The organism is Streptomyces altiplanensis (assembly GCF_053591575.1).
This window is the reverse complement of the sequence record NZ_JBSFUB010000038.1, coordinates 19,922-44,536: the sequence shown is the minus strand read 5'-3', so window position 1 is coordinate 44,536 and position 24,615 is coordinate 19,922. Positions and strand designations below refer to the sequence as shown.

The window sequence follows — 24,615 nt, the reverse complement described above, 5'->3', positions numbered from 1 at the left end:
CGCTCCTGCGGTCTTCGGACACGATCGGCAAGGCCTCCGTCCTGGCCGGCCGGCACACGGTGAGGGGATGATGATGAGCAAGGCCCAGACAGCAGCAACAGAGGGTGAAGACCTCGCCCCCGAGATCACTACGGTCGCCGGTACCGGAGATGCCGGGGCCGCAGGAGACGACGGGCCCGCTGTCGCGGCCCGGCTTGACCGTCCCTACGGCCTCGCGATGGACAGCACGGGCACCCTCTACTTCTCCGACTACAACAATCACCAAGTCCGGAGGGTCACCACGGACGGCAGGATCCGCACGGTGGCAGGGACCGGCACTGCTGGGTTCGGGGGCGACCAGGGCCCTGCCCTCTCAGCCCAGCTGGACGGCCCGCGTGAGGTGGCGGTGGACCGTGCCGGGAACCTCTACATCGCCGATTCCGAGAACCACCGGATCCGCAAGGTCACGGCCGACGGACAGATCGGCACAGTCGCCGGCACGGGCACCGCCGGGTTCAGCGGTGACGACGGCCTCGCCGTTGCCGCAGAGTTGAACTGTCCGTACGGGGTCGCTGTGGACAGCACCGGCAACCTCTACATCGCCGATAGTGACAACCACCGGATCAGGCAGGTCACACCGGACGGGCAGATCCGCACAGTCGCCGGGACCGGAACCCCGGGATTCTCCGGCGACGGCGGGCCTGCCGCCGCGGCTCAGCTGAACAGCCCGTACGGCGTTGCGGTGGACGGCGCGGGCGACCTCTACATCACCGATGCCGAGAACCACAGGGTCCGCAGGGTCACCGGGGATGGCACGATCAGCACGGTGGCAGGGACCGGCACTGCTGGGTTCGGGGGCGATCAGGGCCCCGCCGCCTCCGCCCAGCTGGACTTCCCCCTGGGCGTGGTAGCCGACACCACCGGCACCCTCTACGTCTCCGACCACAACAACCACAGGGTCCGCAGGGTCGCCGGGGACGGCACGATCAGCACGGTCGCGGGCACGGGCACCGACGGCTTCAGCGGTGACGGCGGCCCCGCCGCCTCCGCCCAGCTGAACTACCCATTCGGGCTCGCGGTCGACTGCGTTGGCGCCCTCTGCATCGCCGACTACGTCAACAACCGCGTCCGGAAGGTCGCGGCGGCCGCCATGGCAGGACTGCCCGAATCAGGCACGGTGGTTTCCTGGGCGAGCGTCCGCAGCCGACTGCGGATCGGGGTCACGCGCGAGTCGCTCAAGGACGGGGCCAAGATCCAGCAGTCGCTCGCCGCTCCCCGCCAGTCGCAGCGGTGGCGGCTGGTCGTAGCCGGGGAGAGCGACAGCGGCGACGTGGTGTACACGATGGAGAACGTGCGCAGCGGGAAGGTTCTGGAGGTCGACGAAGCCCGGGGGGCGGCCGGGGCGGTGGTCGCGCAGCGCGCCTACGAAGGCGACGAGGCACACCATCAGCAGTGGCGGCTGATCCCGGTGGGCACCGGGGCCGACGACCTCCGGGTCTACGAGATCGCGAACCGGAACAGCGGTCTGCTTCTGGGTGTCGAAATCAACGCGCCTGTGGTGATCACACAGCGCTGGGCGGAGGGCGACCACCGGGGCAGGCAGTGGCAGTTGCTGCCGGTGTGACGCACGAGCAGGGGGGCAGGAGCGGCCTCGCCAATCCTGCCCCCCTGCCTTTCAGCCGGGCACTACTCGGCCTCAGGTCTGGGGGCCTGCTGGGCGGGCGGCTCGTGTGCTTTCGGCGTCTCCTGGTTCTTGGGGCCTTGGCGCAGTCTCTCGATGCCGTCGGCGAGCCATCTCTTGAGAATCGGATCCAGGACATGCCAGTAGCGGGCGATGCTTCGGTAGGTGCGCCCCGTGTGCTCCCACTTGTCCTCTCCGCGCACTGCCTTGATCCAGACCGAGAGTTCCTGTGCGATCGTCGTGGGCAGGGCGGCGAGCTCGGCCTCCAAGCGCTTTTGGTGCGCGTCCCGGCGAAACTCGGCATCCGGGATCAGCAGTCCTCGGGTTTCAAGGAACTGTGTGACCGCCGTCCACTGAACTTCAGGGGACGGTTGTCGACGAGCGCCCGGATGTCGGTTTCCAGCAGCGGGGCATCGGCGCCGAGCCAGGACACCAGGACGGTCAGCGTGTGCCGGGTCTTGGTGGCGGGGACCTTGGACCACATCTCCTGCTTCATCACGCTCTCGAGGTCGGCGAGCAGCCGCTCGGCCGACTCGGTGAGCTCCGGCAGATCCTGTCGCGCCAACTCGACTACCGGTCGCCAGTTCCGCCGGAGCTCGAACAGCTTCTCCTGCGCAGGGGCCGTTACGTGCTGGGAAACAGGGGCAGCGCGCAGTGAACGGGGCCGCATCCGAGTGACGCAGGCTAGTGGGCCCGGGGACGGGTGAACCGAGCCACAACTGCGTTCCGAACCGGGCGATGTCCCCTGGACCGTAGGTGGCTACGTGCCATCGGCATTCGCGGCAGTATCTGTCGGCGAGCGGCAGGTCGACACGGCGGCAGTGGTCGCACGCTCCTGCGGATGCAGCGCTGTTTCCTCTCTTCCGGGCGGTGAAGGATGAGCAGGGCTCGCAGGTGACTTTCGTCTTCGCTGCGAACCAGCACCCGCACTGCTGGCAGGACCTCGGTGTCGTCGCCCGGGGCGCCCCTATCCGGCGCGCGGACCGTGACGTCCGAGACCGCTGGGGACGGTCAGGTGCGCGCGGCTCTGGCAGGAGCCTGAGATGCCTGCCCGCAGCAGGATCGCCCGGACGGACCGGCCGTAGTTGGGGATGTCGTCGAGGACCGACTCATCGACGATGTCGCCGCCGCCCGCGTCGCGCACGGCGCGCGCGAGGCGCAGCATCTCGTGCGGCTTGCGCTGCATGGGTTTGCTGATGCCGGTCTCCGCCGCGAACGCCGCGGTGTGCTCGACGACTTCCGTTCTCAGTACGCCCGACAGCTCCCGGTCGTCGAGGACGCCTTCGGCCACCAGCTCTTGGCACTGCTCAAGCAGCTGGACGCCACCTGCCAGGCCGCGAACGACCTCGTCGCAGCAGCCGAAGCCACCTTCAAGCAGCACGCCGACAGCGAGATCCTGCTCAGCTTCCCCGGCCTCGGCCCCCTGCTCGCAGCCCGTGTTCTCGCCGAGACCGGCGACGACCGGCCCCGCTTCGCCGACGCCAGAGCTCTGAAGTCTTGCGCCGGCTCCGCCCCGATCACCCGGGCCCCCGGCAAGAAACGCTTCGTCGGCCGCCGCTTCGTCAAGAACAACCGGCTCATGCACGCCGGCTTCCTCTGGGTATTTTCAGCCCTCCAGGCCTCACCCGGAGCGAGCGCCCACTACCGCCGCCGACGCGAGCACGGAGACTGGCACAACGCCGTTCGGCGTCACCTGCTCAACCGCTTCCTCGGCCAGTTCCACCACTGCCTCCAGACCCGGCAGTACTTCGACGGACAGCGCGCTTTCGCACCGCTCCTGCAAGCAGCCGCGTGATCCGGAAGCCGGCACGGGCATGTCAGTGCACCCCTCTAGATTCGCCCCATGACCGATGAGCCTTCCTACCTTGCCGCTGTCCGGGAGTCGTATGACACCGTGGCTGACGCCTACTCCGCCCTCGTCAAGCCGCCATCCGAGCTGGACCCGTTGTCACGCTCGATGCTGACCACGTTCGCTGAACTCGTACAGGCATCTGACCGAGGACCGGTCGCAGACCTGGGCTGCGGTCCAGGCAAAGTGACGGCACACCTGGCTGGCCTCGGGGTGTCGCCAATCGGCATCGATGTGTCTCCGAAGATGATCGAACTCGCGCGAACCGCCTATCCCGACCTGCCGTTCTCGGTGGGCTCCATCACCGCCCTGGCGTTCGCAGACGACGTGCTCGGGGGCATCTTGGCCTTCTACTCCACCCACCACACGCCTCCGGAGCTGCTGCCAGTCGTGTTCGCCGAGTTCCACCGCACCCTGGCGCCGGGTGGACATCTTCTCCTCGTCGGCCACGTGGGTTCCGGTGAGCATCGGCGCCCCGCACAGGCCTACGGCGGCCACCCCGTGACCTTCGAGTCCTATCGCCTGCCCACAGGCCGGCTCGCACGATTGCTGAACCAGGCCGGGTTCACCCTCGACGCTCAACTGGTGCAGGAGCCCGATGAGGAGCTGAAGTGGAAGATCGCCAGCTTCCTCGCCCACAAGCCGACTCCGAGGAGGCCGGCTTGACTTCTTACGGGCTGCCCCGCGATTGATGTTGGGCCGTGCTTGGCCGGTCGTTCGGCCGGCGGATGATTCAGTAGGCCGTGGTGTGGACGAGCACGAGTTCGGCGGCCGAGTTGTACACGGTGGCCCGCTTGGCTGCTCGGTCGGAGACCAGGCCGGCGATGGCGCGGTGAGTCTCGGCGTACTCCTCACGGCGTCCGGTGTACCGCTGGAGCGGGCGCCACTGTCGTGCTCGGCGTTGGCATGCTCAACGCAGATCCGTCGAGAGGATTGACAACGGCGCATCTCGCGCCATCCGTACCGCTCGGTCAGCGGTGCATTGTTGATGTCCTTCGGCTTTATGGGCGGTGCGCTGACCTGGTCGGGGAGCTCGTTGGCCAGACCTCGGTAGTCCTCGTCGACCTCGGCTCTCACGCCGGGGTCTGCCGGAATTGCTCCGCGATGCCCTCGGTACGCACGGCGGTCTGGTCATGCATCCGCCCGGGCCGGGTGGCGCCGGACTACAGTGTGCGGCCTTGGTGGTCGCTGATCCTGATGGTTTTGACCGTGTTCTGCCTCCGCTTGCCAGAGACGAAGGCTCGGCGTCCGGGGCGGCGTGCCTGGGGGCGGCGGACCTGGGTCTCGGTGCCATCGAGCCTCAGCGTGACGTTCTCGGCCGCGGCATGGGCGAACACGTCCTCCAGTGTTCGTAGCCGAAGGCCGGGCCGGTCGGGCACTGCGAATCCACGCGTGGCCAGCAGCGGACGGATCTCGTGGATCGCCCGCCCGATGGCGGAAGATCCCACGCTGCAGATCGCTCCGAGCGCCTCGTGGGTCAGTCCCGTCCGCAGGTGAACGAGCGTCACCAGGACCCGGCCGGTGAGGACGAGTTCGTACTTCGGTCCGGCGCCGCCCTTCCGCTTCCGGGCGCCACGCCGCCGCTCGTGTCGGTCTGACTCGCATCGTGCATCCCAGCGTGTCGCGTGCTCGGCAATCAATTCCCCGAGATGCTGAGCCGAGATGCCGCAGAACGCACGATGCGGCATGACAGCACGAGCCTGCTTGTTCTTCACACCTTGAGAACCTGGCGGGGCGCTCCCAGGTCACAGCAGAGTCCGACAAACCGCTCGGTCTAACCTCACCTGTATGACGACCGACTGGATAGCGGAAGCACAACGCATGGCCCGGGGGCGGCGCTTTGACGAGCTCAGCTCTCCCCCCTCGCGGCAGGGCGCCTGCCCGGCGGCGCCGCTGTCCGAAGCGGAAATCTGCGAAGCGGAGGCGGAGCTGGGCATCGCGTTCCCGGACCAGTACCGCGAGTACTTGCTCCGGCAGGACGCCGGCGGCGCGGTGAAGCGTCTATGCCGATCTGCGGCGGGCTGGGGCTGGCATGGGGACTCGGAAACCAACTACGACCTGCTCACCACCGCCTTCCCGCATCCCGACTCCTACCGTGCCTACGAGGTCGAACTGGACGCGCGCGAGCCGCTGCCGGAGGACTTCCCGGACCACACTGCCTACCAGGCAGCGTGTGAGCAGTGGGACGCCGAATACGAGGTGTTCCAGGAGCACAAGACGTCCGGTGCTGTATTCATCCAGGACAATGGCTGTGGCTTCTCGACCCTGCTCGTTGTCACCGGTCCGCACCACGGCTCACTGTGGTTCGACGGCCGGGCCACCTGCGACCAGATCCTGCCTCTGAACCTGGATGGTCAGCCCGTGTCTTTTACGGACTGGCTCGCGCGAAGGTCCATGGACCTGGTCGGCTGGTGAACGCTGCCGGGCCGGCCTCCCGCGAGGACGGTGTCGGCAGCCCGGCAGCAGAACTCCCGAACCCGCCCACCGATCAGGACTCTCAGCCAGGCTAATCGTGGGGCGGATCGTCAGGTCCTCCGGCACGGCATCCCGCCGGAGCCGCCGCTCACCTCTCGTAGGCGACGGCTCCGGTCATTCATCCCTCCCGCTCATCGTCCTCCCGGCGGCTCTCCCGGTCGCCTTCCAGCAGCTCGAAGTCCTCGTAGGCGAAGCCGGGCGCGACCACGCAGGAGACCAGCACCGGTTCGTCGCCCAGCGGCTCGGCCCACTGCCAGTGGCCGGCCGGGACCAGGACCTGTGGGCGCTCGCCGGTCTCCACCGACGCCCCGAGCACCAACTCCTCGGGTGTCTTGCCGGGGCGCTCGCCCGGTCCGCCCAGGGAGAGCCGTAGCGACCCGCCCCGGTGCCAGAGCCACAGCTCGTCGGAGCGCACCCGGTGCCAGGCCGAGCTCTCGCCGGGGTGCAACAGGAAGTAGATGCCGGTGGCGTAGGCCCGGTCCCCGGGATAGCCCTCGGGGGTGGCGACGCCTTCGGTGCGCCAGGTCTCCCGGTACCAGCCGCCCTCCACATGGGGTTGCAGCCCGAGCAGGTCGACGAGGGGGGAGCGGGCCGTGGACGATCGGTTCGGTGCGTTGGTCATGCCTGCATTCTGAAGGCGCAGGTGCGATGTGTCGGCTTCAGGTCGGTGAGCTGGTGGCAGTGCCGGCTGATCGGGTAGGGCGTTTTTGCAGATCCCTGGTTCATGGTGATGGCCGGTTGCTGGCATGAAGTGGTGTTTTGTGTCTCGGTGGCTGGCGTGGGAGCGGTACGTGCACGTGGCTCACTGCCACGAAGGCGGTACATCGCATCCCGGTGGCTGGCCGCGCCAGGGGCGGGTTCGGGAGCTCGCGGGTATCTGACTCCCTTCCGCTCGTGTACCGGGCGTTCAACTTGCTCGAAGACTTCACGAGGGGGTGGCCCGTAGCACTGCCGCGTCGTCCATTCAAGGAATCCGCGTCGCGAACCTCGTCGGCCAGATTTCTTGAATACGGCCCGCCGCGTCGGAAATCTGGGGTCCCTCGAACCGGGCTTGCGGGTCTAGCCCCCCGGTGCCCGACGGTGCTGCCACCCCCCCCCGCGACACCCGTTCGTCAAGCGTTCGCGAATCTGCTCCACGCTCCGTCAGGAACCGCCTGCGGGGGCCGGAACGGATTTTCGCGAGAACTCGAACGAGCGGTCCGGATCGCGGACCGTGGCCCCGCGCTCAACCGGAGCGCTCCGTACCGATCCCGATGGGGGAACACCATGACTGCCGTTTCGAACCCCTCCCAGCCCGCCGCCGCACCGGACCCGGCCGCGGCTTCGCCTGCCCCGGCCGTTGCTCCGGCCACGCCCGCCGTTCCGGCCGCTCCTCCGGTTACCGCTCCGTGGGTGGTGGCCCTGCTGGGCCTCCTGTACGGCGGGGTGGCCCTGGTCGTCTCTATGGTCGCCGTTGTCCGCCGGTGACCTGGCCGGGGGTGCGGGCGGTGGGTGCGTGGGCGGGCGCGTGCGGCCCGTACGGGAGGCGCGGGGCCTGGTGGGCCGGGTCCCGGGTCCGGGGATGTCCTCCGGGAGCTTCCAGGGCGCCGTGGAGGGCTCGGTGGGTGGTCGCGCAGGCCGTGGTTCGGCCATGGAGTAGGAGGGGGGAGCCCGCGCATCACTGACAGGACCGAGCGGGCTGCTACCCCCATTGGTGGGGAGCCGTGCCGACCCCGAGCGGCACGGCTCCCCGCTAGGGCCTGTATGTCGTTGTGATCAATTGGTTGGTTTCGTCCTCCGGGTGCGGTGAAGCGGGGCAGGACTGGAGGCGTGACGCGTAGGCAACTTAGCGATGACCAGTGGGAGTTCGTCGAGCCGTATCTGCCGACTGCGGAGGCCATGGGAAAGGCCGGCCGAACCGAACAGACTGACACCCGCCCGCGTCCGTAGAGGCTTCAGAAACCTGCATGCGAAGACCGGGTCACCAGCCGGTGCAGCGAAACCGTCCCGGCCCGGACCAGGCCGGCCGCCGAGTTCGAAGAACCGCCGCCAAGCCACCCGCCATGACGTGGGCAGAGTCCTCGCCACCGGCGAGGCATACAGCCGCCCCGCCCACCACAAGAAGGGCACTAAGCCCCGGCGCACCGAGGAGCGGCAAACTTGACGGCCTGGGCCATGTGCAGCGGGCACGAGGCCGAAGAATTTCACGGGGTACGTCGGTGGATCTCAGCTCAGTGATCATCGCTGTCGCAGGCGTCGCGGGAACCCTGGGAGGGGCGCTGCTCACCCAGCGCGGCTCCGAACGAGCGAAGCGCCTGGAGATAGAGCTCGTTCGAGACCATGAGGAGGTTCGCGAGGCCCGTTCGCTGCGACGCACCTGCTATGTGGAACTCAACCGGGATGCTCGGCAGTTCACTACCGAACTCAACCGCCACCTGCACGTCATGAGGGAACGCGGTGTGGAGGAGGCCGACAGCGACGCACTCGAGGAGGCGAAGAAGGCGCACCGCGATCGATACTCCGAAGCACAGATGATCGCCTCCGAAGAAGTACTCAGGCGAGCGAGTGTCGTCAACCAAGCCCTGAACAAGGTCTACGGCCAGGTCAAGCGCCTCGAACGCGGTGCCCCCGAACCAGGCGAAACGATGGAGACCGCGGCCCATGCCCAGTACGAGGTCTGGGAGATGCTCCGAACTATGAGAACCGCTATGCGCCACGACCTCGGTGTGTCGCATGAAGATTGAGAGCTGGCACTCACCTCCGTGCGAGCTCTCTTGTCTGCCTCGACCAGCCAAAAACTGATCGAGGCAGAGGTTGAAAAGTAAGCTCACGGAGCATTGCTTGGGGGTGCGGTGGGGGAGATCGCCGCGACGGTGGGAGGAAACACCCATCCAATCCGTGAGACAGCGGGAAGCTGCTCAGCGCCTCGTCTCGTACCTGGTCAGGACCACGCCGCCGGGAAACGTCCGCGTCTCCACCAGGTTCAGGTTCACCCAGCTGCCCAGCGCGGTGAAGAACGGCGTGCCGCCGCCCACCAGGACCGGATGGGCGGCGATCACGTACTCGTCGATCAGCCCGGCGCGCATGGCCGCCCCGGCAAGCGTCGCGCCGCCGATGTTCATTGGGCCGCCGTCCTCGGCCTTGAGCCGGGTGATCTCGGCAATCGCGTCGCTGGTGACCAGGCGGGTGTTCCAGTCGACCTTGTCGATCGTCGAGGAGAACACCACCTTCGGCGTGTCCCGCCAGTTCCGCGCGAACTCGATCTCCGCCGGGGTGGCATGGGGCTGCTGGTCGCCGGTCGGCCAGTAGGAGCTCATCGTCTCCCATAGCTTGCGCCCATACAGCGACAGGCCACTCGCCTGCTCATGGTCGAGCCACCACTGGAACAGCTCGTGGCTCGGCGGTCCACTCCAGCCGATGTCGTCGCCGGCCGCGGCGATGTAGCCGTCCAGAGTCAGGTTCATGCCGTAGATCAGTTTCCGCATGGCCCAGCCTTCCGTCCGTGGGTGTCCGGCGTATAGACCAGCGCGGCGCGGGAAAATCATCGGTGCGCGATCTGGGCTCGCCGGCAGTCCTCGTGCTCGGGGCTCAGCGTGGTGTACTCGGCCGACACGGGCAAGCCGCCTGATCTCGACCTCGACCTCGACCTCGCCCTCGCGAGGAAATGCCACGGATTTGAGACTGATCATGGGTGACAAGGCCGTGAGGCAGCCAGGAACGCCCAGGTCACGCAAGATCGACATGTCACGAGCGGCGAGACCCTGCAATGATTTGACACGGATGTCCCTCAAACTCCGGTTCCGCCATCGGCCGTCCGACGTACGGCTGAGGCGCCAGGCGTTCGACACGCCGTGAGACAGCGAACAGGCTCCCCGGTCACGGGGCTGACGTCTGGCACGAGCCGCGAAACCCTGCAAATGTTGCTGGGCGAGCGGAGCGTGCAGCAGGAAGCAGCCCTGTACGTCACCGTGCATGTCCACGACTGATCCAGCGCGCGGTATTCGGCCAGGCCCGACAGCTTTGTGCCATTCGTCTGCAACCTGCCTCCGACACCGCTGAAGCCCGGCTACACAAGAGAGCTGGGGTGAGCGCCCGCTGCACTCTTGAGGACGGTCGTGGTCTGGTGGGAGGTCCGAGGGTTGCTGACGATCAATGTGGCGGTGTTGCTCGCGGTTATCGTCTTCTTCCGGCTGCGGCGCCGTACGCAGGCCCGCAGCCGAAACGAGGAGAGAACCACTGCCGTCATCATCCTGGCGCTGGGCGTTCTGCTCGCTCCCACCCCGGTCGGCCAGGGAATCCTGGACATCCTGGGGCAGCTCGCGAGCGGCGTCACGCAGGCCAGCCGATGAACCCCCGCGGACGTAAGGGGAGGGCGACGACGGCCAGGCGCTCGCCGACGGGGCGGCGTCCCCGCAAGCCGGGCAAGCGGCGGCAGCATGCGGATGACGGGCTGATCGCTCTCCTCGTGGCCACGGCCCTGACCGTCACCCTGGTGGTGGCTGTCATCAACTGGCTGCTGGCCCACTGGTGGATCCTGGTCGTCATCGGCACGCTCGCGATGCTGACCGGCGGCGGCTGGCTCTACCAAAAGCAGCAGAGAGCGCGGTGGGAAGCGGTCCACGCACAGGGCCTGCGATACGGGCTGTCCCAGCTGGACGCCCTGCACCACTCCCGGTTCGAGGACGCGGTGCGGGGCCTGATGCGCCGTGACGGCTGCCGGGACGCCGTCCGGGTGGGTGGTGGCGGGGACCTGGGTGCTGATGTGAAGGCCACCGATCCCTACGGGCGACGCTGGGTGATCCAGTGCAAACACCGGCGCAACGGCCTGGCCGGCTCCGCGGTCGGCACGCCGGACTTTCAAGTGCTCAACGGCACCGCCCGCCAGGTCCACAGTGCCGACATCGCGGTGATCGTGACGAACGGCCGGGTGACCGCGCCCGCCGTGGCCTTCGCCAAGCAGCAGCGCCTCCACGTGGTCGACCGCCACACCCTCGGCGTGTGGGCGTCCGGCTCACGCCCCCTGTGGGAATTACTCCGGGCCGTCCCGCCGCCCCGCAAACCGACCGCCCTCTCCTGAGCAGGCCCCCAGCAGCGGGGTGGTTAACTGACGTCGCCGGGCCGGGCGTCAACTCTGGCGGTTCGGCGCCGCCCGTTTCGGTGATCTGGGGCCCAATCGGCGCCACGGCGATGAGGCCCTCGCCAGACACGCGACCGTGGCCGACCCGAACGTCCCCGATCACGCCTCCGAGGACTCCCGCGACGGGGCGAGCCGGACGACCGCTGGCCGGGCTGGCTCCGGGGACCACCCCCGCATGCGCGGGGAGCAGATCACGTCGTCGCGGGTGTCGTCCTCGGCCCAGGGACCGTCCCCGCGTGCGCGGGGAGCGGAGCCTCTGAGCCGCAGAACCTTAGCCTCGCCGTTTCGGTTGGGTGTGGCGGCTGTCGAGGTGGAAGCGCGAAAGTGCTTTTCCTGACCTGGCGTGATGAACCTTGCTGAGGGGTTCTGTCGGTCCAGGCGGAGGGCACTTTCTACGTGCAGGGTATCGGGTTGCGTCCCAAGGTCTGTGTAAGTGCTGATGATTCGGGGGGGGGGTGCCTCTATGTCGTTCGTCAAGACGGTGCCGTCGTTTTTGGGGTCGTTAGTCGTGTTCATGCTGCGAGGGTGACGGCGGGGGTGCGGGGCTCGTAGAAGGTTCCGTCGCGGAGCATCGCGAACAGGACGCTGATGCGTTGGCGGGCGAGGCGGAGGAGGGCTTGGGTGTGGGTTTTGCCGCGGGCGCGTTGCTTGTCGTAGTAGGTGCGGGAGGCGGGATCGGCGTTCATGCAGGCGAAGGCGGAGAGGAACATGGCACGTTTGAGCTGCCGGTTTCCGCCGCGGGGTGCGTGTTCGCCGTGGATCGAGGTGCCGGACGATTTCGTGGTGGGGGCCAGGCCGGCGTAGGAGGCGAGGTGGGCGGCGGTGGGGAAGTTGGTGCCGTCGCCGATGGTGGTCAGCAGGACTGCGGCGGTCCTGACGCCGACGCCGGGCATCGAGGTCAGGACCTGGGAAAGAGGGTGGGCCTCCAGCAGGGTGTTGATCTGGGCTTCCAGGGCCCGGCGCTGTTCGTGGACAGTCCCGAGGGAGCGGGCCAGGGACGGAATGACGGTGTCCAGGGTGCCCGTGCCGGGAACGACGACGGTCTGCTCGTCCAGAGCGGCAAAGACGTCGTCGATCAGCCGGGCGGCCATGCGCGGCGCCTTCGGCCGGATGACTTCGATGAGCCGTCGTCGGCCCGCCTTCCGCAGCGCGGCCGGGGACCCGTAGCGCTCCAGGAGCCAGGTGACGGCCTGGTGGTCCAGGCGGGGGCCCAGGACGCGTTCCAGGCTGGGGTGGAACTGGGTGAGCAGGCCCCGTATGCGGTTGGAGGTGCGGGTGGCCTCGGCGGCGAGGTCCTGGTCGAAGCCTGTCAGGACGGTGAGCTCGGCGGTGATCTCGTCGGTGAGTTCCAGCGAGCGCAGGGTGTGGGGCAGGGTGCGGGCGGCGTCTGCGATCACCGCGGCGTCACGCGCGTCGGTCTTCGCCTCGCCCGGGTAGAGATCGGCGATCCGGCGCATCGCCAGTCCGGGCAGGTAGGCGACCTTGCAACCGGCGTCGCGGGCGACGGTCAAGGGCAGGGCCCCGATGGAGGCGGGCTGGTCCACGATCACCAGCACGGTTCCGAACTTCGCGGTCAGCTTGTCGAACACGGCCCGCAGTTTCGGCTCGCTGTTGGGCAGCTGCTTGTCGAAGACCTTCTTCCCTGCCGGAGTCAGCCCGTGCCCGTGATGGGCGCTCTTGCCGACGTCCAGCCCCAGAAAGACGCCCACCTCGGTGGTGTCGAGCATCGTTACTCTCCCTCTCCCCAAGGGGTGTTCACGGTGCCGGCCTCGGCGTTGGTGTCGTACGCGCGCATCCACGTTATGCAGACCTGCCGCCCGCGAGCCGTCCGGCATTGCGCCGGACCGGGCAGTGGCCGGACCTCTCATCAGCGTCTCCGACGGCACCTACCGGGCCCGGTGACACCACCCCCCAGGTCATGCCTTCGACAGGGGGACACAGTCATGCCGGGCCCGGAGGCCAGCGGTCCCATTGCAGGACCGCCAAGAACATAACGGGGGGGCAGCACGCGTCCCGGCCGCCGCCGATCAGCAGCGGCCCGATGGCCGGCGCCGTGCCGTGACGCAGGACGGGGCCGCGCCCCGCACGGCCCTCGTTCGGCGCCCCGGGACCCTCGTGCGGGGCGCGCGGCCCATGCCGTGGCCGTTCGCGTGGGCGGTGCCGCCGACGCTGAAGGTGACGATCGCGTCGTTGACGGAGGTGCAGATGACGGCGGGGGAGGGGAGGGGCCCAGTCCGGGCGGTGGTCCAGGAAGGGCTGCGAGGCACCGGCCTCCCGCGTCGCGTCCGCCGAGTGGTCCGTCCTGATCTCGGCCCCGCCCATTACCGTATCGGTCTTGGCGGTATTAGAATGACGTCATGGTACGTACCCCCCTCACCCCCGAAGAGCGCGAACGCGGCGAGCGTCTGGGCCAGTTGCTCCGGCAGGCGCGTGGCGACCGCACCATGGTGGACGTCGCGGCCCGCGCCGGTCTCTCCCCCGAGACCCTCCGCAAAATCGAAACGGGCCGCGCCCCGACCCCCGCCTTCTTCACGGTGGCGGCGCTGGCGGGCGCACTCGGCCTGTCGATGGACGACGTCGCGGCCCGCTGCGCCCTGGTCCCGGTGTGAGCCGCGCCCGGAGCGGGGAGCGCCTGCCGGAGCCGGCCGGGGCCCGGGCGGCGTACGGCGTAGTCTCACGGGCATGACTTCCGACCAGGACGACCCGCTCGCCGTGCTCGGCCGCAGCCCGTACGTCAGCCTGACCACCTTCCGCAAGAACGGCACCGGGGTCGCCACGCCGGTGTGGGCCGCCTCCGACGGCACCGAACTCTACGTATGGACCAGGGCCGACTCCTGGAAGGTCAAGCGGCTGCGCAACGACAAGCGGGTCGTGGTGGCGGCGTGCGACGTGCGCGGGCGCGTCAAGGACGGCGCGCCGTCCGCCGAGGGCACCGCGCGGCTGCTGGACGCGGACGGCCTGCGCGCGGCGCGCAGGCTCCTCGCGCGCAAGTACACCTGGCAGTTCTGGCTCACCGATGTGCCCGCCATGATCGTCCGGCTCGGCAAGCGCCCGCACGTCGGTATCGCCATCAGCTTCTGACCCCGACCGCCATGAGGAGTCTGCGCCTCGCGCGAAAACCGCCCGTAGCGGCGCCGTAACACGACTGCGGTCCAATGCCTGCGGACCGGATCGGACCGGACGGTTGCGGGTGGGCGGCAGGGGCGGGCGGCTATGGCGGTAGGTCAACACGCTTCACCGGGCGAGGAGTTCGCGCGCTGTCTGCGCGAACTGACGGCGCTCGTCGACACGGGCGCCGGCTGGTGCGGCGTCTTCGGGCGGCGCGACCCCGAGGGCATGCGCGCCTGGCTCGCCGGTGCCGAGCTCCCGCCGGGAGACGTCCTGGAGGCACTCCTCCAGGACCTGGCCGCACGGCACGGCACGGCAGCCGCCGAGCGCGCGGCCGTACGCGCGCGGAAGCTGCACACGGCGGCGGCCGCCGCGCACGACCGGCGGCCGGGCGGACGCGAGGCGCTGGTGGAGCGGCTCGGGGCGACGCGGCGCGAGCAGGCGTACGCCGCCGGACAGGAGCGGGAGCTGGCGCTGCGCCTGCGGGAGCCGTCCGGCGGTTCTGACGGGCAGGGGCTCGACGTCCGGCTGGCATGGGCGCGCGACGACCACGAACGCGCGACGGCCCGCTGTGCGGAGCTGAGCGCGCGCCTGGCGGCCCTGGACGCACCGCCCCCGCCGCCCCGGGAACGTCTCCCGGCCCGCCCCCCGGCCCCGGGCTCGTGGTTCCGCGGGGAGGCGCCCGGGGCCGCCGGCGCCCCGGAGGGGCCGGAAGCCGCCGCACCGACGTACCCGGCCCGGCCCGGTCCGGCCCGTGCGGTGATCGAGGACACGCCCGGAGGGCAACCGGGGGCCAGGGGGTCCGCCGGCCCCGGCCGCGTCACCGCTCCCGGACGGCGCCCCCGCGGGGCCCGCTACGCCGGGCTCGACGACGACGGGAGCGCTGTGTCCGCCGTGCCCGCGGCGCCTCCCGCCCGGAACGCCGCTCCCCGGGGCGCCCGGTACGCCGGGATGGAGGAGCCGGAGGCAGCCGCCGTGACGGACACCGCGGACCCCGCCCGGGACACCCGCGCCGTCGCCGGCACCGTCGCCGTGCTCGTGCGGCTGCGCGTCCAGGGGCGTACCGGTGAGGCGCACGTGCTCCTCTGCGAGGCCGCCGGCTGGCCCCCGGTGCGGCTGCCCGCGCTCGCCGCCGCCCTGCACCATGCCGGGCTCGGCGCCGACTGGGCCACCCTCCTCTGGGAGGTGGCCTCGCTGCCGCCCGACCGGGTCGCCGCCGTCGCCGGGGCACTCGGCGCCGCGGGGCTCGCCGACGACGGCCGGCAGCTGCTGCGGCAGGGCGTCGCGCGCCCCGCCGCCGAGATCGCGGCCGCGCTGCTCGCCCTGGACGGCTCGGGCGGACACGAGCGCGAAGTGCGGGCGCTGGCCGAGGCGTTCGTTCACGTACGTACGCCCGAGGACGTCGCCCAGGCCGCCCGGACCGACCCGCGCCGCCTCTCCCCGCTGCTGCTCGACACCGCGCGGCGGGTGTCCCAGAGCCGGTACCGGGCCGTCGTCCACGCCCTGCGGGTGGCGGGCGCCGCGCCGTGAACGCCGCGGAGGCCGTGAACCTCGCGGCCTCCCCGTGTCACCCCCTCGGGTGCGAAACGTGATCGACTCTGCGGGTTGACGGCGATGGTCTTGCCCCACTCCCCGCCGGGGCTTACGTTCATCCCTCTACGTCCCGAATCTACGGGCGTAGAAGGTCTCTGACGTCCCGTTGAAGGAGACAAGTCATGGCCAACGTCGTACGCGCCGCGCTCGTCCAGGCGACCTGGACCGGCGACACCGAATCCATGATCGCCAAACATGAGGAGCACGCCCGCGAGGCGGCCCGGCAGGGCGCGAAGATCATAGGGTTCCAGGAGGTCTTCAACGCCCCGTACTTCTGCCAGGTGCAGGAGCCCGAGCACTACCGGTGGGCGGAGGCCGTCCCGGACGGCCCGACCGTACGCCGTATGCAGGAACTCGCCCGTGAGACCGGCATGGTGATCGTCGTCCCCGTCTTCGAGCGCGAGCAGTCCGGCTTCTACTTCAACACCGCCGCCGTGATCGACGCCGACGGCAGTTACCTCGGCAAGTACCGCAAGCACCACATCCCCCAGGTCAAGGGGTTCTGGGAGAAGTTCTACTTCAAGCCGGGAAACCTGGGCTGGCCCGTCTTCGACACGGCCGTCGGCAAGGTCGGCGTCTACATCTGCTACGACCGCCACTTCCCGGAGGGCTGGCGCCAACTCGGCCTGAACGGGGCCCAGATCGTCTACAACCCCTCCGCCACCCACCGCGGCCTCTCCGCCCACCTCTGGCAGCTGGAACAACCCGCGGCCGCCGTCGCCAACGAGTACTTCGTCGCCGCCATCAACCGCGTCGGCCAGGAGGAGTACGGCGACAACGACTTCTACGGCACCAGCTACTTCGTCGACCCGCGCGGCCAGTTCGTCGGCGAGAGGGCCGGCGACAAGGAAGAAGAACTCCTGGTCCGGGACCTGGACTTCGATCTCATCGAGCAAGTACGTCAGCAATGGGCGTTCTACCGGGACCGCCGGCCCGACGCGTACGAAGGACTGGTGAACCCGTGACCCAGGCGATCAACCTGCACGACCGCCACAAGGCCGTCATCCCCGACTGGGTCTCGCTCTACTACCGGCAGCCGATCGAGATCACCCACGGCGAGGGCCGGTACGTCCACGACGCCGACGGCAGGCGCTACCTCGACTTCTTCGGCGGCATCCTCACCACCATGACCGCCCACGCGCTCCCCGAGGTCACCAAGGCCGTCAGCGAGCAGGCCGGCCGCCTCATCCACTCCTCGACGCTCTACCTCAACCGCCCCATGGTCGAGCTCGCCGAGCGCGTCGCCGCCCTCTCCGGCATCCCCGACGCCCGGGTCTTCTTCACCACGTCGGGCACCGAGGCCAACGACACCGCCCTGCTCCTCGCCACGACGTACCGCCGCTCGAACCAGATCCTGGCGATGCGCAACAGCTACCACGGCCGGTCCTTCTCCACCGTGTCCGTCACCGGCAACCGCGCCTGGTCCCCGACCAGCCTCTCCCCGCTCCAGACGCTGTACGTCCACGGAGCCGTCCGCTGCCGGGGCCCGTACGCCCACCTCTCCGACGCCCAGTTCATCGAGGCGTGCGTCGCCGACCTCGAAGACCTCCTCGGCCAGGCGGGCGGCCGCGTCGCCGCGCTCCTCGCCGAGCCCGTGCAGGGCGTCGGCGGCTTCACCTCACCGCCCGACGGCCTGTACGCCGCGTTCCGCGAGGTCCTCGACCGGCACGGCATCCTGTGGATCACCGACGAGGTGCAGACCGGATGGGGACGTACGGGCGAACACTTCTGGGGCTGGCAGGCACACGCCCAGAACGGCCCGCCGGACATCCTCACCTTCGCCAAGGGCATCGGCAACGGCATGTCCATCGGCGGCGTCGTCGCCCGCGCCGAGGTCATGAACTGCCTCGACGCCCACTCCATCTCCACCTTCGGCGGCAGCCCCATCACGATGGCGGCGGGCCTCGCCAACCTCAACTACCTCCTGGAACACGACCTCCAGGGCAACGCCCGGCGCGTCGGCGGCCTGCTCCTGGAGCGGCTGCGCGCGATCACCGCCGGTGTGCCGTGCGTACGCGAAGTGCGCGGCCGGGGCCTGATGGCGGGCATCGAGCTCGTCAAACCCGGCACCGACGAGGCGGCGCCCGAGACGGCGGCGGCCGTACTGGAAGCGGCGCGCGAGGGCGGCCTGCTGATCGGCAAGGGCGGCGGCCACAACACCGCCGTACTGCGCATCGCCCCGCCCCTGACCCTGACCGTCACGGAGGCCGAGGAGGGCGCGCGCATCCTCGAGAAGGCGCTGAGGAACGCGCAGTGAGCCGCGGAGCCGCCGCCGGCCGCCTCCCGGGGCGGCTCCGCCCGTCGCTTTTCCCGGACCCGAAGGGAGCAGAACCGTGAACCGTACCGTTGTCCGCGGAGGGCTCGTCATCACGGCCTCCGACGAGATCCACGCCGACGTCCTGATCGAGGACGGGCGGATCGCCGCCCTCGCCTCCCACGGCAGCGGCGCGGCCGGTGCCTGGACCGCCGACCGCACGATCGACGCCACCGGGAAGTACGTCATCCCGGGCGGCGTCGACGCGCACACCCACATGGAACTGCCCTTCGGCGGCACCTTCGCCTCCGACACCTTCGAGACGGGCACACGGGCGGCCGCCTGGGGCGGCACCACGACCGTCATCGACTTCGCCGTGCAGAGCGTCGGCCACTCCGTCCGGGAAGGGCTCGACGCCTGGTACGCGAAGGCCGACGGCAAGTGCGCGATCGACTACGCCTTCCACATGATCCTCTCCGACGTCAACGAGCACTCCCTCAAGGAGATGGACCTGCTGGTGGGGGAGGGGGTCACCTCCTTCAAGCTGTTCATGGCGTACCCCGGCGTCTTCTACAGCGACGACGGGCAGATCCTGCGCGCCATGCAGCGCTCCGCCGGCAACGGCGGGCTGATCATGATGCACGCCGAGAACGGCATCGCCATCGACGTCCTCGTCGAGCAGGCCCTGGCCGAGGGCCGCACCGACCCGCGCCACCACGGAGAGGTCCGCAAGGTCCTCCTCGAAGCCGAGGCGACCCACCGGGCGATCCAGCTCGCACGCGTCGCGGACGCCCCGCTGTACGTCGTGCACGTATCGGCCGAGGAGGCCGTCGCCGAGATCGCCGCCGCCCGCGACAAGGGGCTCAACGTCTTCGGCGAGACCTGCCCCCAGTACCTCTTCCTGTCCACCGACAACCTCGCGGAGCCGGACTTCGAGGGCGCCAAGTACGTGTGCAGTACGCCGCTGAGGCCGCGCGAGCACCAGGCCGCGCTCTGGCGGGGCCTGCGGACCGACGACCTCCAGGTCGTCTCGACCGACCACTGCCCCTTCTGCTTCTCGGGCCAGAAGGAGCTCGGCCGGGGCGACTTCTCGAAGATCCCCAACGGGCTGCCGGGCGTCGAGAACCGCATGGACCTCCTGCACCAGGCCGTCGTCGACGGGCACATCTCGCGCCGCCGCTGGATCGAGATCGCCTGCGCGGCTCCGGCCCGGATGTTCGGCCTCTACCCGAAGAAGGGGACGATCGCGCCGGGCGCCGACGCCGACGTCGTCATCTACGACCCGCACGCCGAGCAGATCATCTCCGCGGCCACCCACCACATGAACGTCGACTACTCGGCCTACGAAGGAAAGCGGATCACCGGGCAGGTCGAGACGGTGCTCTCGCGCGGCGAACCCGTCATCGACGGCCGCGAGTTCACCGGCCGGGCGGGGCACGGCATCTACACGCCCCGATCCACCTGTCAGAACCTGAACTGACCCCGAGCGAACCGGGAGGTCCACGTCATGGACTTCGGACTCGTCCTGCAGACCGACCCGCCCGCATCGGCGGTCGTCGGCCTGATGCGGCGCGCTGAGCGCAACGGCTTCCGCTACGGCTGGACCTTCGACTCCGCCGTGCTGTGGCAGGAACCCTTCGTCATCTACAGCCGCGTCCTCGAACACACCGAGCGCCTGATCGTCGGGCCGATGGTGACCAACCCCTCCACCCGCACCTGGGAGGTCACCGCCTCCACCTTCGCCACCCTCAACGAGATGTACGGCAACAGGACCGTGTGCGGCATCGGCCGCGGCGACTCCGCGATGCGCGTGGCGGGCCGCAAGCCCAACACCCTGGCCCGGCTCGGCGAGGCGATCGGCGTCATCCGCGACCTGGCGGAGGGGCGGGAGGCGGACATCGGAGGGCAGCGGATCAGGCTGCCGTGGGTGAAGGACGGCCGGCTGCCGGTGTGGATGGCGGCGTACGGCCCCAGGGCGCTGGAACTGGCCGGGCAGAAGGCGGACGGGTTCATCCTCCAGCTGGCGGACCCGTTCCTCACCGAGTGGATGATCAAGGCGGTACGCACCGCCGCGTCGGACGCGGGACGCGACCCGGAGTCCGTCACCATCTGCGTCGCCGCCCCCGCGTACGTCGGCGAGGACCTCGCCCACGCGCGGGAGCAGTGCCGGTGGTTCGGCGGCATGGTCGGCAACCACGTCGCCGACCTGGTGGCCCGGTACGGCGAGGACTCCGGCCTGGTGCCGGAGGCCCTCACGGCGTACGTCAAGCAGCGTCAGGGGTACGACTACAGCCACCACGGGCGGGCCGGGAACCCGGACACCGCCTTCGTGCCCGACGAGATCGTCGACCGCTTCTGCCTGCTGGGACCGGCCGAGGCGCACATCGAGAAGCTCCGGGCGCTGCGCGCTCTCGGTGTCGACCAGTTCGCGGTCTACGACATGCACGACGCGAAGGAAGCGACGATCGACGCGTACGGCGCCGAGGTCATCCCCGCGCTCGGCTCCTGAGTCACCCGCGAAGGGTCCCGCCGTGACCGCAACCGTTCCCAGGGGTCCCCCGCCCCCGCGTGCCCGGCCCGGAGGGCCGCGTCGGGCCCCGCCCCCGGCGCGGCCGGCTCCGACAGCCGCTTCGTCGACGACGGCCCGCTCCCCGTACCGGTGGAACGGCGCCGCCGGACGGCGTACGACTTCGCGGCCCCGCGGGCCGGCATGACGCACAGCGTCCCCTCCCGGCTCCTCGCCTCGGGACCGGTCATCCTCGGCGTGGGCCGGAAGCAGGCAGCCCCCGCCGGGAGGGCGCGTGCGGCGGACGGCGAGCGGGGCGGAGCAGACCTCAGCCCGCGGTGACCTTGGCCGCGAAGGCGTCCAGATTGCCCGTCATGCGGGCGATGCGCTCGTCCAGGGTGAGGGACTCCTCGTAGCGCCCGGAACGCAGCTTGGGCTGCCGCTTGCCGCGCAGGTACAACGAGCAGGCGAGGTCGGAACAGACATAGATGCCGACCGTGTTGCCCTCCCGGCCCCGCGCACCCGCCAGGGGGGCGGCGAGCAAGGAGACTCCGGAGGAGGCGTGTCCCGTCAGGCATATCTGGCAGAGGCTGGACTTCACCGCGCTGGTGCGGCCCACGGCGGGAACGCGCAGGGAGATGCCCAGCGGACCGTTCGCGCGGGGCAGTACGAGGTGGGCCCGCAGCGGAGCGCCCGGATCCACCCACCCCAGGAAGTCCAGGTCCTCCCAGGGCAGCCCGGCGAAGCCGAGCGGCAGCCTGAGGCGGGTCGCCTCGCCCTTGGTGCAGTTCACGAAGGACGAGCGGATCTGTTTCTCACTGAGCGGTTCCACGGGTGTCGACCCTACGGAGCAGCGGGTGGCGCCGCATCTCAATATCCGCCGTGCGGCACCACCCCCACGGGGCCGGCGGGGCCCGCTCCCGCCGCCTTCCCTACGGGCGTACCGCGCCGACCACCCAGACCCCGGCCCGCATCACCACGCCCCGCCCCGTCTCGTAAGGGCGCAGAGCGTCCTCCATCGCGGCGCGGGTGGACGCGGGCACCGAGCCCCCCGTACCCGCGCGGGACAGGAGGAAGTCCACGGCGTCGGCCGCGTCCCGGCCCCAGACCGTCGACCCGGCGGCCGGGGTGACGGTCACCTGCCCGTAGCCCGCCCGCTCCAGGACCTCGTGGACGCGGGCGGGAACGGACAGGGAGGACATGGCTCGCCGCAACTCGACGTCCCGGGGGTCCTGCCGGCCCAGCAGGGAGCCGAGCAGGCCCAGCGTCCTGGTCTCCTCGCCGTCCGGTCCGGCCGGCTGCGGGCAGACGAAGGCGAGCCGTCCGCCGGGGCGCAGGGCGCGGCCGATGTGGGCGAAGGCCGCCGTATGGTCCGTGAAGAACATCACCCCGCCCCGGCTGATCGCCACGTCGTAGCCGGCCGGCGCGAACGGATGGGTCTGGGCGTCCCCCAGCTCGTACACGATCCGCGCCTGGCCGGCCGAGGCGCGCGCCCGCTCGATGAGCGGCCGCGAGATGTCCACGCCCACGACGCTGCCCCGCGGGGCGAGGCGCGCGGCGAGGCGGGTGGTCCGGCCGCTGCCGCAGCCGATGTCCAGGACGCGGTCACGCTCGCCGATCGCGGCGGCGGCGAAGAGCGCGTCGTCGAAGTCGGACACCATGGCGTCGTAGCGGTCCTGGTGCTCGGCCCAGTGCGCGCCGACCGGCCCGTCCCACGCTTCGGCGACGGGGTTCACAGGCGCGGGGGGCACGGGATTCACAGGTTCTCCTCGATGCGCTCGACGGCGGTGATCGCGCCGTACGCGACCAGATGCACCAGACAGTGGTCGGTGTGGACCGGGGACCGCCACGCGGTGACGTCCTCCCCGGCGATGTGGTCCGGGGCGAGGGCGGCCAGCAGCGCGAGCCGGGCGCCGGGGCGGTCCTCCCGGCCGGGCAGCCAGTCACCGGCCGGCGGTACGGGCGCGACACCGTCCCACTCGGACACCGTCTTGCGCACGTACGCCCGGTCGTCCTCGGACAGCAGGCCCGCGCCCGTGAGTGCCGCCTCGCGCAGCGCGCCGTACGCCACGGCGACGGGAGACCCGGCCGCCGCCCAGGCGGGTCCGGGCCCGGACGTCTCCAGCAGGGGCAGGCTGTCGCCGGGGCGCAGCTCGCGCCGGACGGTGCGGGCGAGGTGGCGGCCCGCCGCGGTGTCGAGGAAGCGGAGTTTCTGCTCGTTCCCCGCCAGGGAGACGTCGGCGAGCAGCGCCGACGCGATCCGGTTGATGAAGTGGAAGGTGAGGGCCGTGCCGATGTACTCGGCGGCCTGCTCCGGCGGGAACGGCGGCGGCCCGGCGTCCGCGCCGACCGCCTTTCCCCACTGGAGCAGCCGGGCGTGCGCAGGGCCGGCCGGTGTCTCACCGCGCCCGATCGTCTCCGCGAGGGCGTGGTCGCCGCCCGCGTACAGCAGCAGTGTGTGCGCGTTGACGCAGAAGCGGCAGTGGTTGGCGAGTGACACCCCGGTGGCCACCAGCTCCTTGTCCGTACGGGACGCCTGCCCCGTCACCAGCAGGGACTCGCGGAGCAGCGCCCAGAATCCGGTCAGCAGCGGGGTGGAGGGGGACAGTACGGCGAAGGTGGACGCCCCCGGGACACCGAAGTCGGTGTTCAGCTGGGCGTAGACGGCGGCGGCGGCTCCGGTCGCGGAGCCGGGTGCGGCGGGCGAGGTGAAGCGGAAAGGTCCGGTCATGGGGACGATGCTCGCCCGCGGGCCGGCTCCCCGTCGTCGTACGGCGGGAGGCACTGCCGGCTGCGCCCGGCAGGGGGCGCCGCGGCCCTGCTGCTTCCCCGGGAGTAGGGAGAAAGCCGTCTGCGGGGAGGAGGCGCCGGGCGGGAACGGCGTCTAGGGTGCGGTTCATGCGCGGGGATCAGCGGGACGGGAACGCCTGGCGAACCGGGCTCATCGACACGGGACTTGCGGCCGTCATCGGCGGCGCGGTCCTCCTGGCGGGCTTCACCACACTGGGGCCGGACCCCGCCGCCGTCGACGTGGTCCTGATCACCGCGGGGTCGCTGGCACTCGCCGCGCACCGCAGGGCCCCGGTGCCGGTATTGCTCTTCACCGCGGCCTGCATGCTCGGTTACGCCGCACACGCGAGCCCGGGTGCCTCGGCGGCGTTCCCGGTGATCGCCGGGGTGCACGCCGTGACCCGGGTCGGGCACCGGGCGGTGGCGGTCGGGGTGAGCGCCGTCTTCCTCGTCGGCTTCTTCGTCGCGAGCCCGTCGGGGGACGCGGTCGAGCGGTCGCTGCTGCTGCTCGGCTGGTTCCTCAGCGCCGGCGTCACGGGACTCATCGACAAGAACTGGCAGGCGTACCTCCACCAGACCGAACAGCGCGCGGCCGAGGCGGAACGGACCAAGGAGGAGGCCGCGCTGCGCAGGGCGGGGGAGGAGCGGCTGCGGATCGCGCGCGAGCTGCACGACTCGCTCACCCACTCCATCTCGATCGTCAAGCTCCAGGCGGGGGTCGCCGTGCACCTGGCGCGCAAGCGGGGCGAGGACGTGCCGGAGGCGCTGCTCGCCATCCAGGAGGCGAGCGGCGAGGCGATGCGCGAGCTGCGGGCGACGCTGGAGGTGCTGCGTACGGACGACGCCGTACCGCCGGGCAGCGGGCTCGCCCGCCTCGGCGAACTGGTCGAGCGGGCCCGTACGGCCGGGCTCGCGGCGTCGGTGACCGTCACCGGGCCCGAGCGCGCGCTGCCGGACGCCGTCGACCGGGCGGCGTACCGCATCGTCCAGGAGGCACTCACCAATGTCGCCCGGCACGCGGGCCGCGCGAAGACGAGCGTGCGGCTCGGCTATGCCCGGGACCACTTCTCCCTCCACGTCGAGAACGAGGGCCCGGCGAACCCGGCCGCGCCGGGCGGGTGGCCGCCGGTCCCGGGCACCGGCCTGACCGGCATGCGCGAGCGCGTCACCGCCCTCGGCGGCACCCTGCACGCGGCGCCGCGCCCCGGCGGCGGCTTCTGCGTACGCGCCGAACTCCCCCTGGAGGCACGGTGAGCGGCCCGCT

The 24,615-nt window shown here is 70.7% G+C and carries 24 protein-coding genes and 2 pseudogenes; 16 read left to right on the top strand and 10 right to left on the bottom strand.

What is annotated here, in order from left to right; all coding sequences use genetic code 11:
- Window positions 1-73: 73 nt before the first annotated feature.
- Window positions 74-1,603, top strand: coding sequence for an NHL domain-containing protein (locus tag ACWD0Y_RS18495; protein WP_450261424.1), 1,530 nt, complete (start codon window positions 74-76; stop codon window positions 1,601-1,603).
- A gap of 62 nt (window positions 1,604-1,665) precedes the next feature.
- Here the strand turns inward: ACWD0Y_RS18495 and ACWD0Y_RS18490 are convergent, their stop codons facing one another.
- The 3 genes from ACWD0Y_RS18490 to ACWD0Y_RS18480 form a co-directional block, all read right to left on the bottom strand.
- Window positions 1,666-1,929, bottom strand: a complete 264-nt coding sequence (locus ACWD0Y_RS18490; RefSeq protein ID WP_450261405.1) for a hypothetical protein — start codon at window positions 1,927-1,929, stop codon at window positions 1,666-1,668.
- A 41-nt stretch (window positions 1,930-1,970) separates the two neighbouring features.
- Complete coding sequence (locus ACWD0Y_RS18485; protein ID WP_450261404.1) at window positions 1,971-2,225, bottom strand: hypothetical protein; 255 nt, start codon at window positions 2,223-2,225, stop codon at window positions 1,971-1,973.
- Window positions 2,226-2,627: 402 nt separating this feature from the next.
- On the bottom strand, window positions 2,628-2,951 hold the full coding sequence (locus tag ACWD0Y_RS18480; protein ID WP_450261426.1) for a hypothetical protein: 324 nt from the start codon (window positions 2,949-2,951) through the stop codon (window positions 2,628-2,630).
- Here ACWD0Y_RS18480 and ACWD0Y_RS18475 point away from each other — a divergent pair.
- Window positions 2,895-3,455: pseudogene (locus ACWD0Y_RS18475) on the top strand (transposase); the annotation flags it as partial. The gene ACWD0Y_RS18480 and the pseudogene ACWD0Y_RS18475 sit on opposite strands and share 57 nt — an antisense overlap.
- 48 nt (window positions 3,456-3,503) lie before the next feature.
- Complete coding sequence (locus ACWD0Y_RS18470) at window positions 3,504-4,175, top strand: class I SAM-dependent methyltransferase (RefSeq protein ID WP_450261403.1); 672 nt, start codon at window positions 3,504-3,506, stop codon at window positions 4,173-4,175.
- Between the two features lie 497 nt (window positions 4,176-4,672).
- On the opposite strand, the gene ACWD0Y_RS18465 is transcribed toward ACWD0Y_RS18470, so the two are convergent.
- Window positions 4,673-5,224 (bottom strand): helix-turn-helix domain-containing protein, encoded by a 552-nt coding sequence (locus tag ACWD0Y_RS18465; protein ID WP_450261402.1) that lies wholly within the window; start codon window positions 5,222-5,224, stop codon window positions 4,673-4,675.
- A gap of 73 nt (window positions 5,225-5,297) precedes the next feature.
- On the opposite strand from ACWD0Y_RS18465, the gene ACWD0Y_RS18460 reads away from it, so the two are divergent.
- On the top strand, window positions 5,298-5,924 hold the full coding sequence (locus ACWD0Y_RS18460; protein WP_450261401.1) for an SMI1/KNR4 family protein: 627 nt from the start codon (window positions 5,298-5,300) through the stop codon (window positions 5,922-5,924).
- A 178-nt stretch (window positions 5,925-6,102) separates the two neighbouring features.
- On the opposite strand, the gene ACWD0Y_RS18455 is transcribed toward ACWD0Y_RS18460, so the two are convergent.
- Window positions 6,103-6,606 carry a cupin domain-containing protein gene (locus ACWD0Y_RS18455; RefSeq protein ID WP_450261400.1) on the bottom strand — a complete coding sequence of 168 codons (504 nt, stop codon included), beginning with the start codon at window positions 6,604-6,606 and terminating at the stop codon, window positions 6,103-6,105.
- 1,245 nt (window positions 6,607-7,851) lie between these two features.
- Here ACWD0Y_RS18455 and ACWD0Y_RS18450 point away from each other — a divergent pair.
- Both ACWD0Y_RS18450 and ACWD0Y_RS18445 read left to right on the top strand, forming a co-directional pair.
- A pseudogene (locus ACWD0Y_RS18450) lies at window positions 7,852-8,127 on the top strand (NF041680 family putative transposase); the annotation flags it as partial.
- 70 nt (window positions 8,128-8,197) lie between these two features.
- Window positions 8,198-8,707, top strand: coding sequence for a hypothetical protein (locus tag ACWD0Y_RS18445; RefSeq protein ID WP_450261399.1), 510 nt, complete (start codon window positions 8,198-8,200; stop codon window positions 8,705-8,707).
- 174 nt (window positions 8,708-8,881) lie between these two features.
- On the opposite strand, the gene ACWD0Y_RS18440 is transcribed toward ACWD0Y_RS18445, so the two are convergent.
- Window positions 8,882-9,448, bottom strand: coding sequence for a dihydrofolate reductase family protein (locus ACWD0Y_RS18440; RefSeq protein WP_450261398.1), 567 nt, complete (start codon window positions 9,446-9,448; stop codon window positions 8,882-8,884).
- Between the two features lie 654 nt (window positions 9,449-10,102).
- Here ACWD0Y_RS18440 and ACWD0Y_RS18435 point away from each other — a divergent pair.
- Both ACWD0Y_RS18435 and ACWD0Y_RS18430 read left to right on the top strand, forming a co-directional pair.
- Window positions 10,103-10,312 (top strand): hypothetical protein, encoded by a 210-nt coding sequence (locus ACWD0Y_RS18435; protein ID WP_450261397.1) that lies wholly within the window; start codon window positions 10,103-10,105, stop codon window positions 10,310-10,312.
- Window positions 10,309-11,040, top strand: coding sequence for a restriction endonuclease (locus ACWD0Y_RS18430; protein WP_450261396.1), 732 nt, complete (start codon window positions 10,309-10,311; stop codon window positions 11,038-11,040). The genes ACWD0Y_RS18435 and ACWD0Y_RS18430 overlap by 4 nt, the downstream gene beginning before the upstream one ends.
- Before the next feature lie 572 nt (window positions 11,041-11,612).
- Here the strand turns inward: ACWD0Y_RS18430 and ACWD0Y_RS18425 are convergent.
- Window positions 11,613-12,827: an IS110 family transposase gene (locus ACWD0Y_RS18425; protein ID WP_450261395.1), complete on the bottom strand. Its 1,215-nt coding sequence runs from the start codon at window positions 12,825-12,827 to the stop codon at window positions 11,613-11,615.
- A gap of 630 nt (window positions 12,828-13,457) precedes the next feature.
- Between ACWD0Y_RS18425 and ACWD0Y_RS18420 the strand changes: the two genes are divergently transcribed.
- The 7 genes from ACWD0Y_RS18420 to ACWD0Y_RS18390 all read left to right on the top strand — a co-directional run bounded on the left by ACWD0Y_RS18420 (window position 13,458) and on the right by ACWD0Y_RS18390 (window position 20,564).
- Window positions 13,458-13,709 (top strand): helix-turn-helix domain-containing protein, encoded by a 252-nt coding sequence (locus ACWD0Y_RS18420; protein ID WP_450261394.1) that lies wholly within the window; start codon window positions 13,458-13,460, stop codon window positions 13,707-13,709.
- 73 nt (window positions 13,710-13,782) lie between these two features.
- Window positions 13,783-14,181: a PPOX class F420-dependent oxidoreductase gene (locus ACWD0Y_RS18415; RefSeq protein ID WP_450261393.1), complete on the top strand. Its 399-nt coding sequence runs from the start codon at window positions 13,783-13,785 to the stop codon at window positions 14,179-14,181.
- A 132-nt stretch (window positions 14,182-14,313) separates the two neighbouring features.
- The gene (locus tag ACWD0Y_RS18410; protein WP_450261392.1) at window positions 14,314-15,738 is read left to right on the top strand and encodes a hypothetical protein; all 1,425 of its coding nucleotides are present in this window, start codon (window positions 14,314-14,316) and stop codon (window positions 15,736-15,738) included.
- A gap of 185 nt (window positions 15,739-15,923) precedes the next feature.
- Entirely contained in the window at window positions 15,924-16,766 is an 843-nt protein-coding gene (locus ACWD0Y_RS18405; protein WP_450261391.1) for a nitrilase-related carbon-nitrogen hydrolase, read from the top strand.
- Complete coding sequence (locus ACWD0Y_RS18400) at window positions 16,763-18,058, top strand: aspartate aminotransferase family protein (RefSeq protein WP_450261390.1); 1,296 nt, start codon at window positions 16,763-16,765, stop codon at window positions 18,056-18,058. The genes ACWD0Y_RS18405 and ACWD0Y_RS18400 overlap by 4 nt, the downstream gene beginning before the upstream one ends.
- A gap of 76 nt (window positions 18,059-18,134) precedes the next feature.
- Window positions 18,135-19,535, top strand: coding sequence for a dihydropyrimidinase (gene hydA, locus ACWD0Y_RS18395; protein WP_450261389.1), 1,401 nt, complete (start codon window positions 18,135-18,137; stop codon window positions 19,533-19,535).
- Window positions 19,536-19,562: 27 nt separating this feature from the next.
- Window positions 19,563-20,564: a TIGR03842 family LLM class F420-dependent oxidoreductase gene (locus ACWD0Y_RS18390; RefSeq protein WP_450261388.1), complete on the top strand. Its 1,002-nt coding sequence runs from the start codon at window positions 19,563-19,565 to the stop codon at window positions 20,562-20,564.
- 325 nt (window positions 20,565-20,889) lie between these two features.
- Here ACWD0Y_RS18390 and ACWD0Y_RS18385 read toward each other — a convergent pair whose 3' ends face one another.
- The 3 genes from ACWD0Y_RS18385 to ACWD0Y_RS18375 all read right to left on the bottom strand — a co-directional run bounded on the left by ACWD0Y_RS18385 (window position 20,890) and on the right by ACWD0Y_RS18375 (window position 23,292).
- Window positions 20,890-21,393: an FBP domain-containing protein gene (locus ACWD0Y_RS18385; protein WP_450261387.1), complete on the bottom strand. Its 504-nt coding sequence runs from the start codon at window positions 21,391-21,393 to the stop codon at window positions 20,890-20,892.
- A 100-nt stretch (window positions 21,394-21,493) separates the two neighbouring features.
- Window positions 21,494-22,312, bottom strand: a complete 819-nt coding sequence (locus ACWD0Y_RS18380; protein ID WP_450261386.1) for a class I SAM-dependent methyltransferase — start codon at window positions 22,310-22,312, stop codon at window positions 21,494-21,496.
- A gap of 5 nt (window positions 22,313-22,317) precedes the next feature.
- Window positions 22,318-23,292 carry a carboxymuconolactone decarboxylase family protein gene (locus tag ACWD0Y_RS18375; protein WP_450261385.1) on the bottom strand — a complete coding sequence of 325 codons (975 nt, stop codon included), beginning with the start codon at window positions 23,290-23,292 and terminating at the stop codon, window positions 22,318-22,320.
- A gap of 167 nt (window positions 23,293-23,459) precedes the next feature.
- Here ACWD0Y_RS18375 and ACWD0Y_RS18370 point away from each other — a divergent pair, with 167 nt between their 5' ends.
- Window positions 23,460-24,605 (top strand): sensor histidine kinase, encoded by a 1,146-nt coding sequence (locus ACWD0Y_RS18370; RefSeq protein ID WP_450261384.1) that lies wholly within the window; start codon window positions 23,460-23,462, stop codon window positions 24,603-24,605.
- Window positions 24,606-24,615 lie beyond the last annotated feature (10 nt).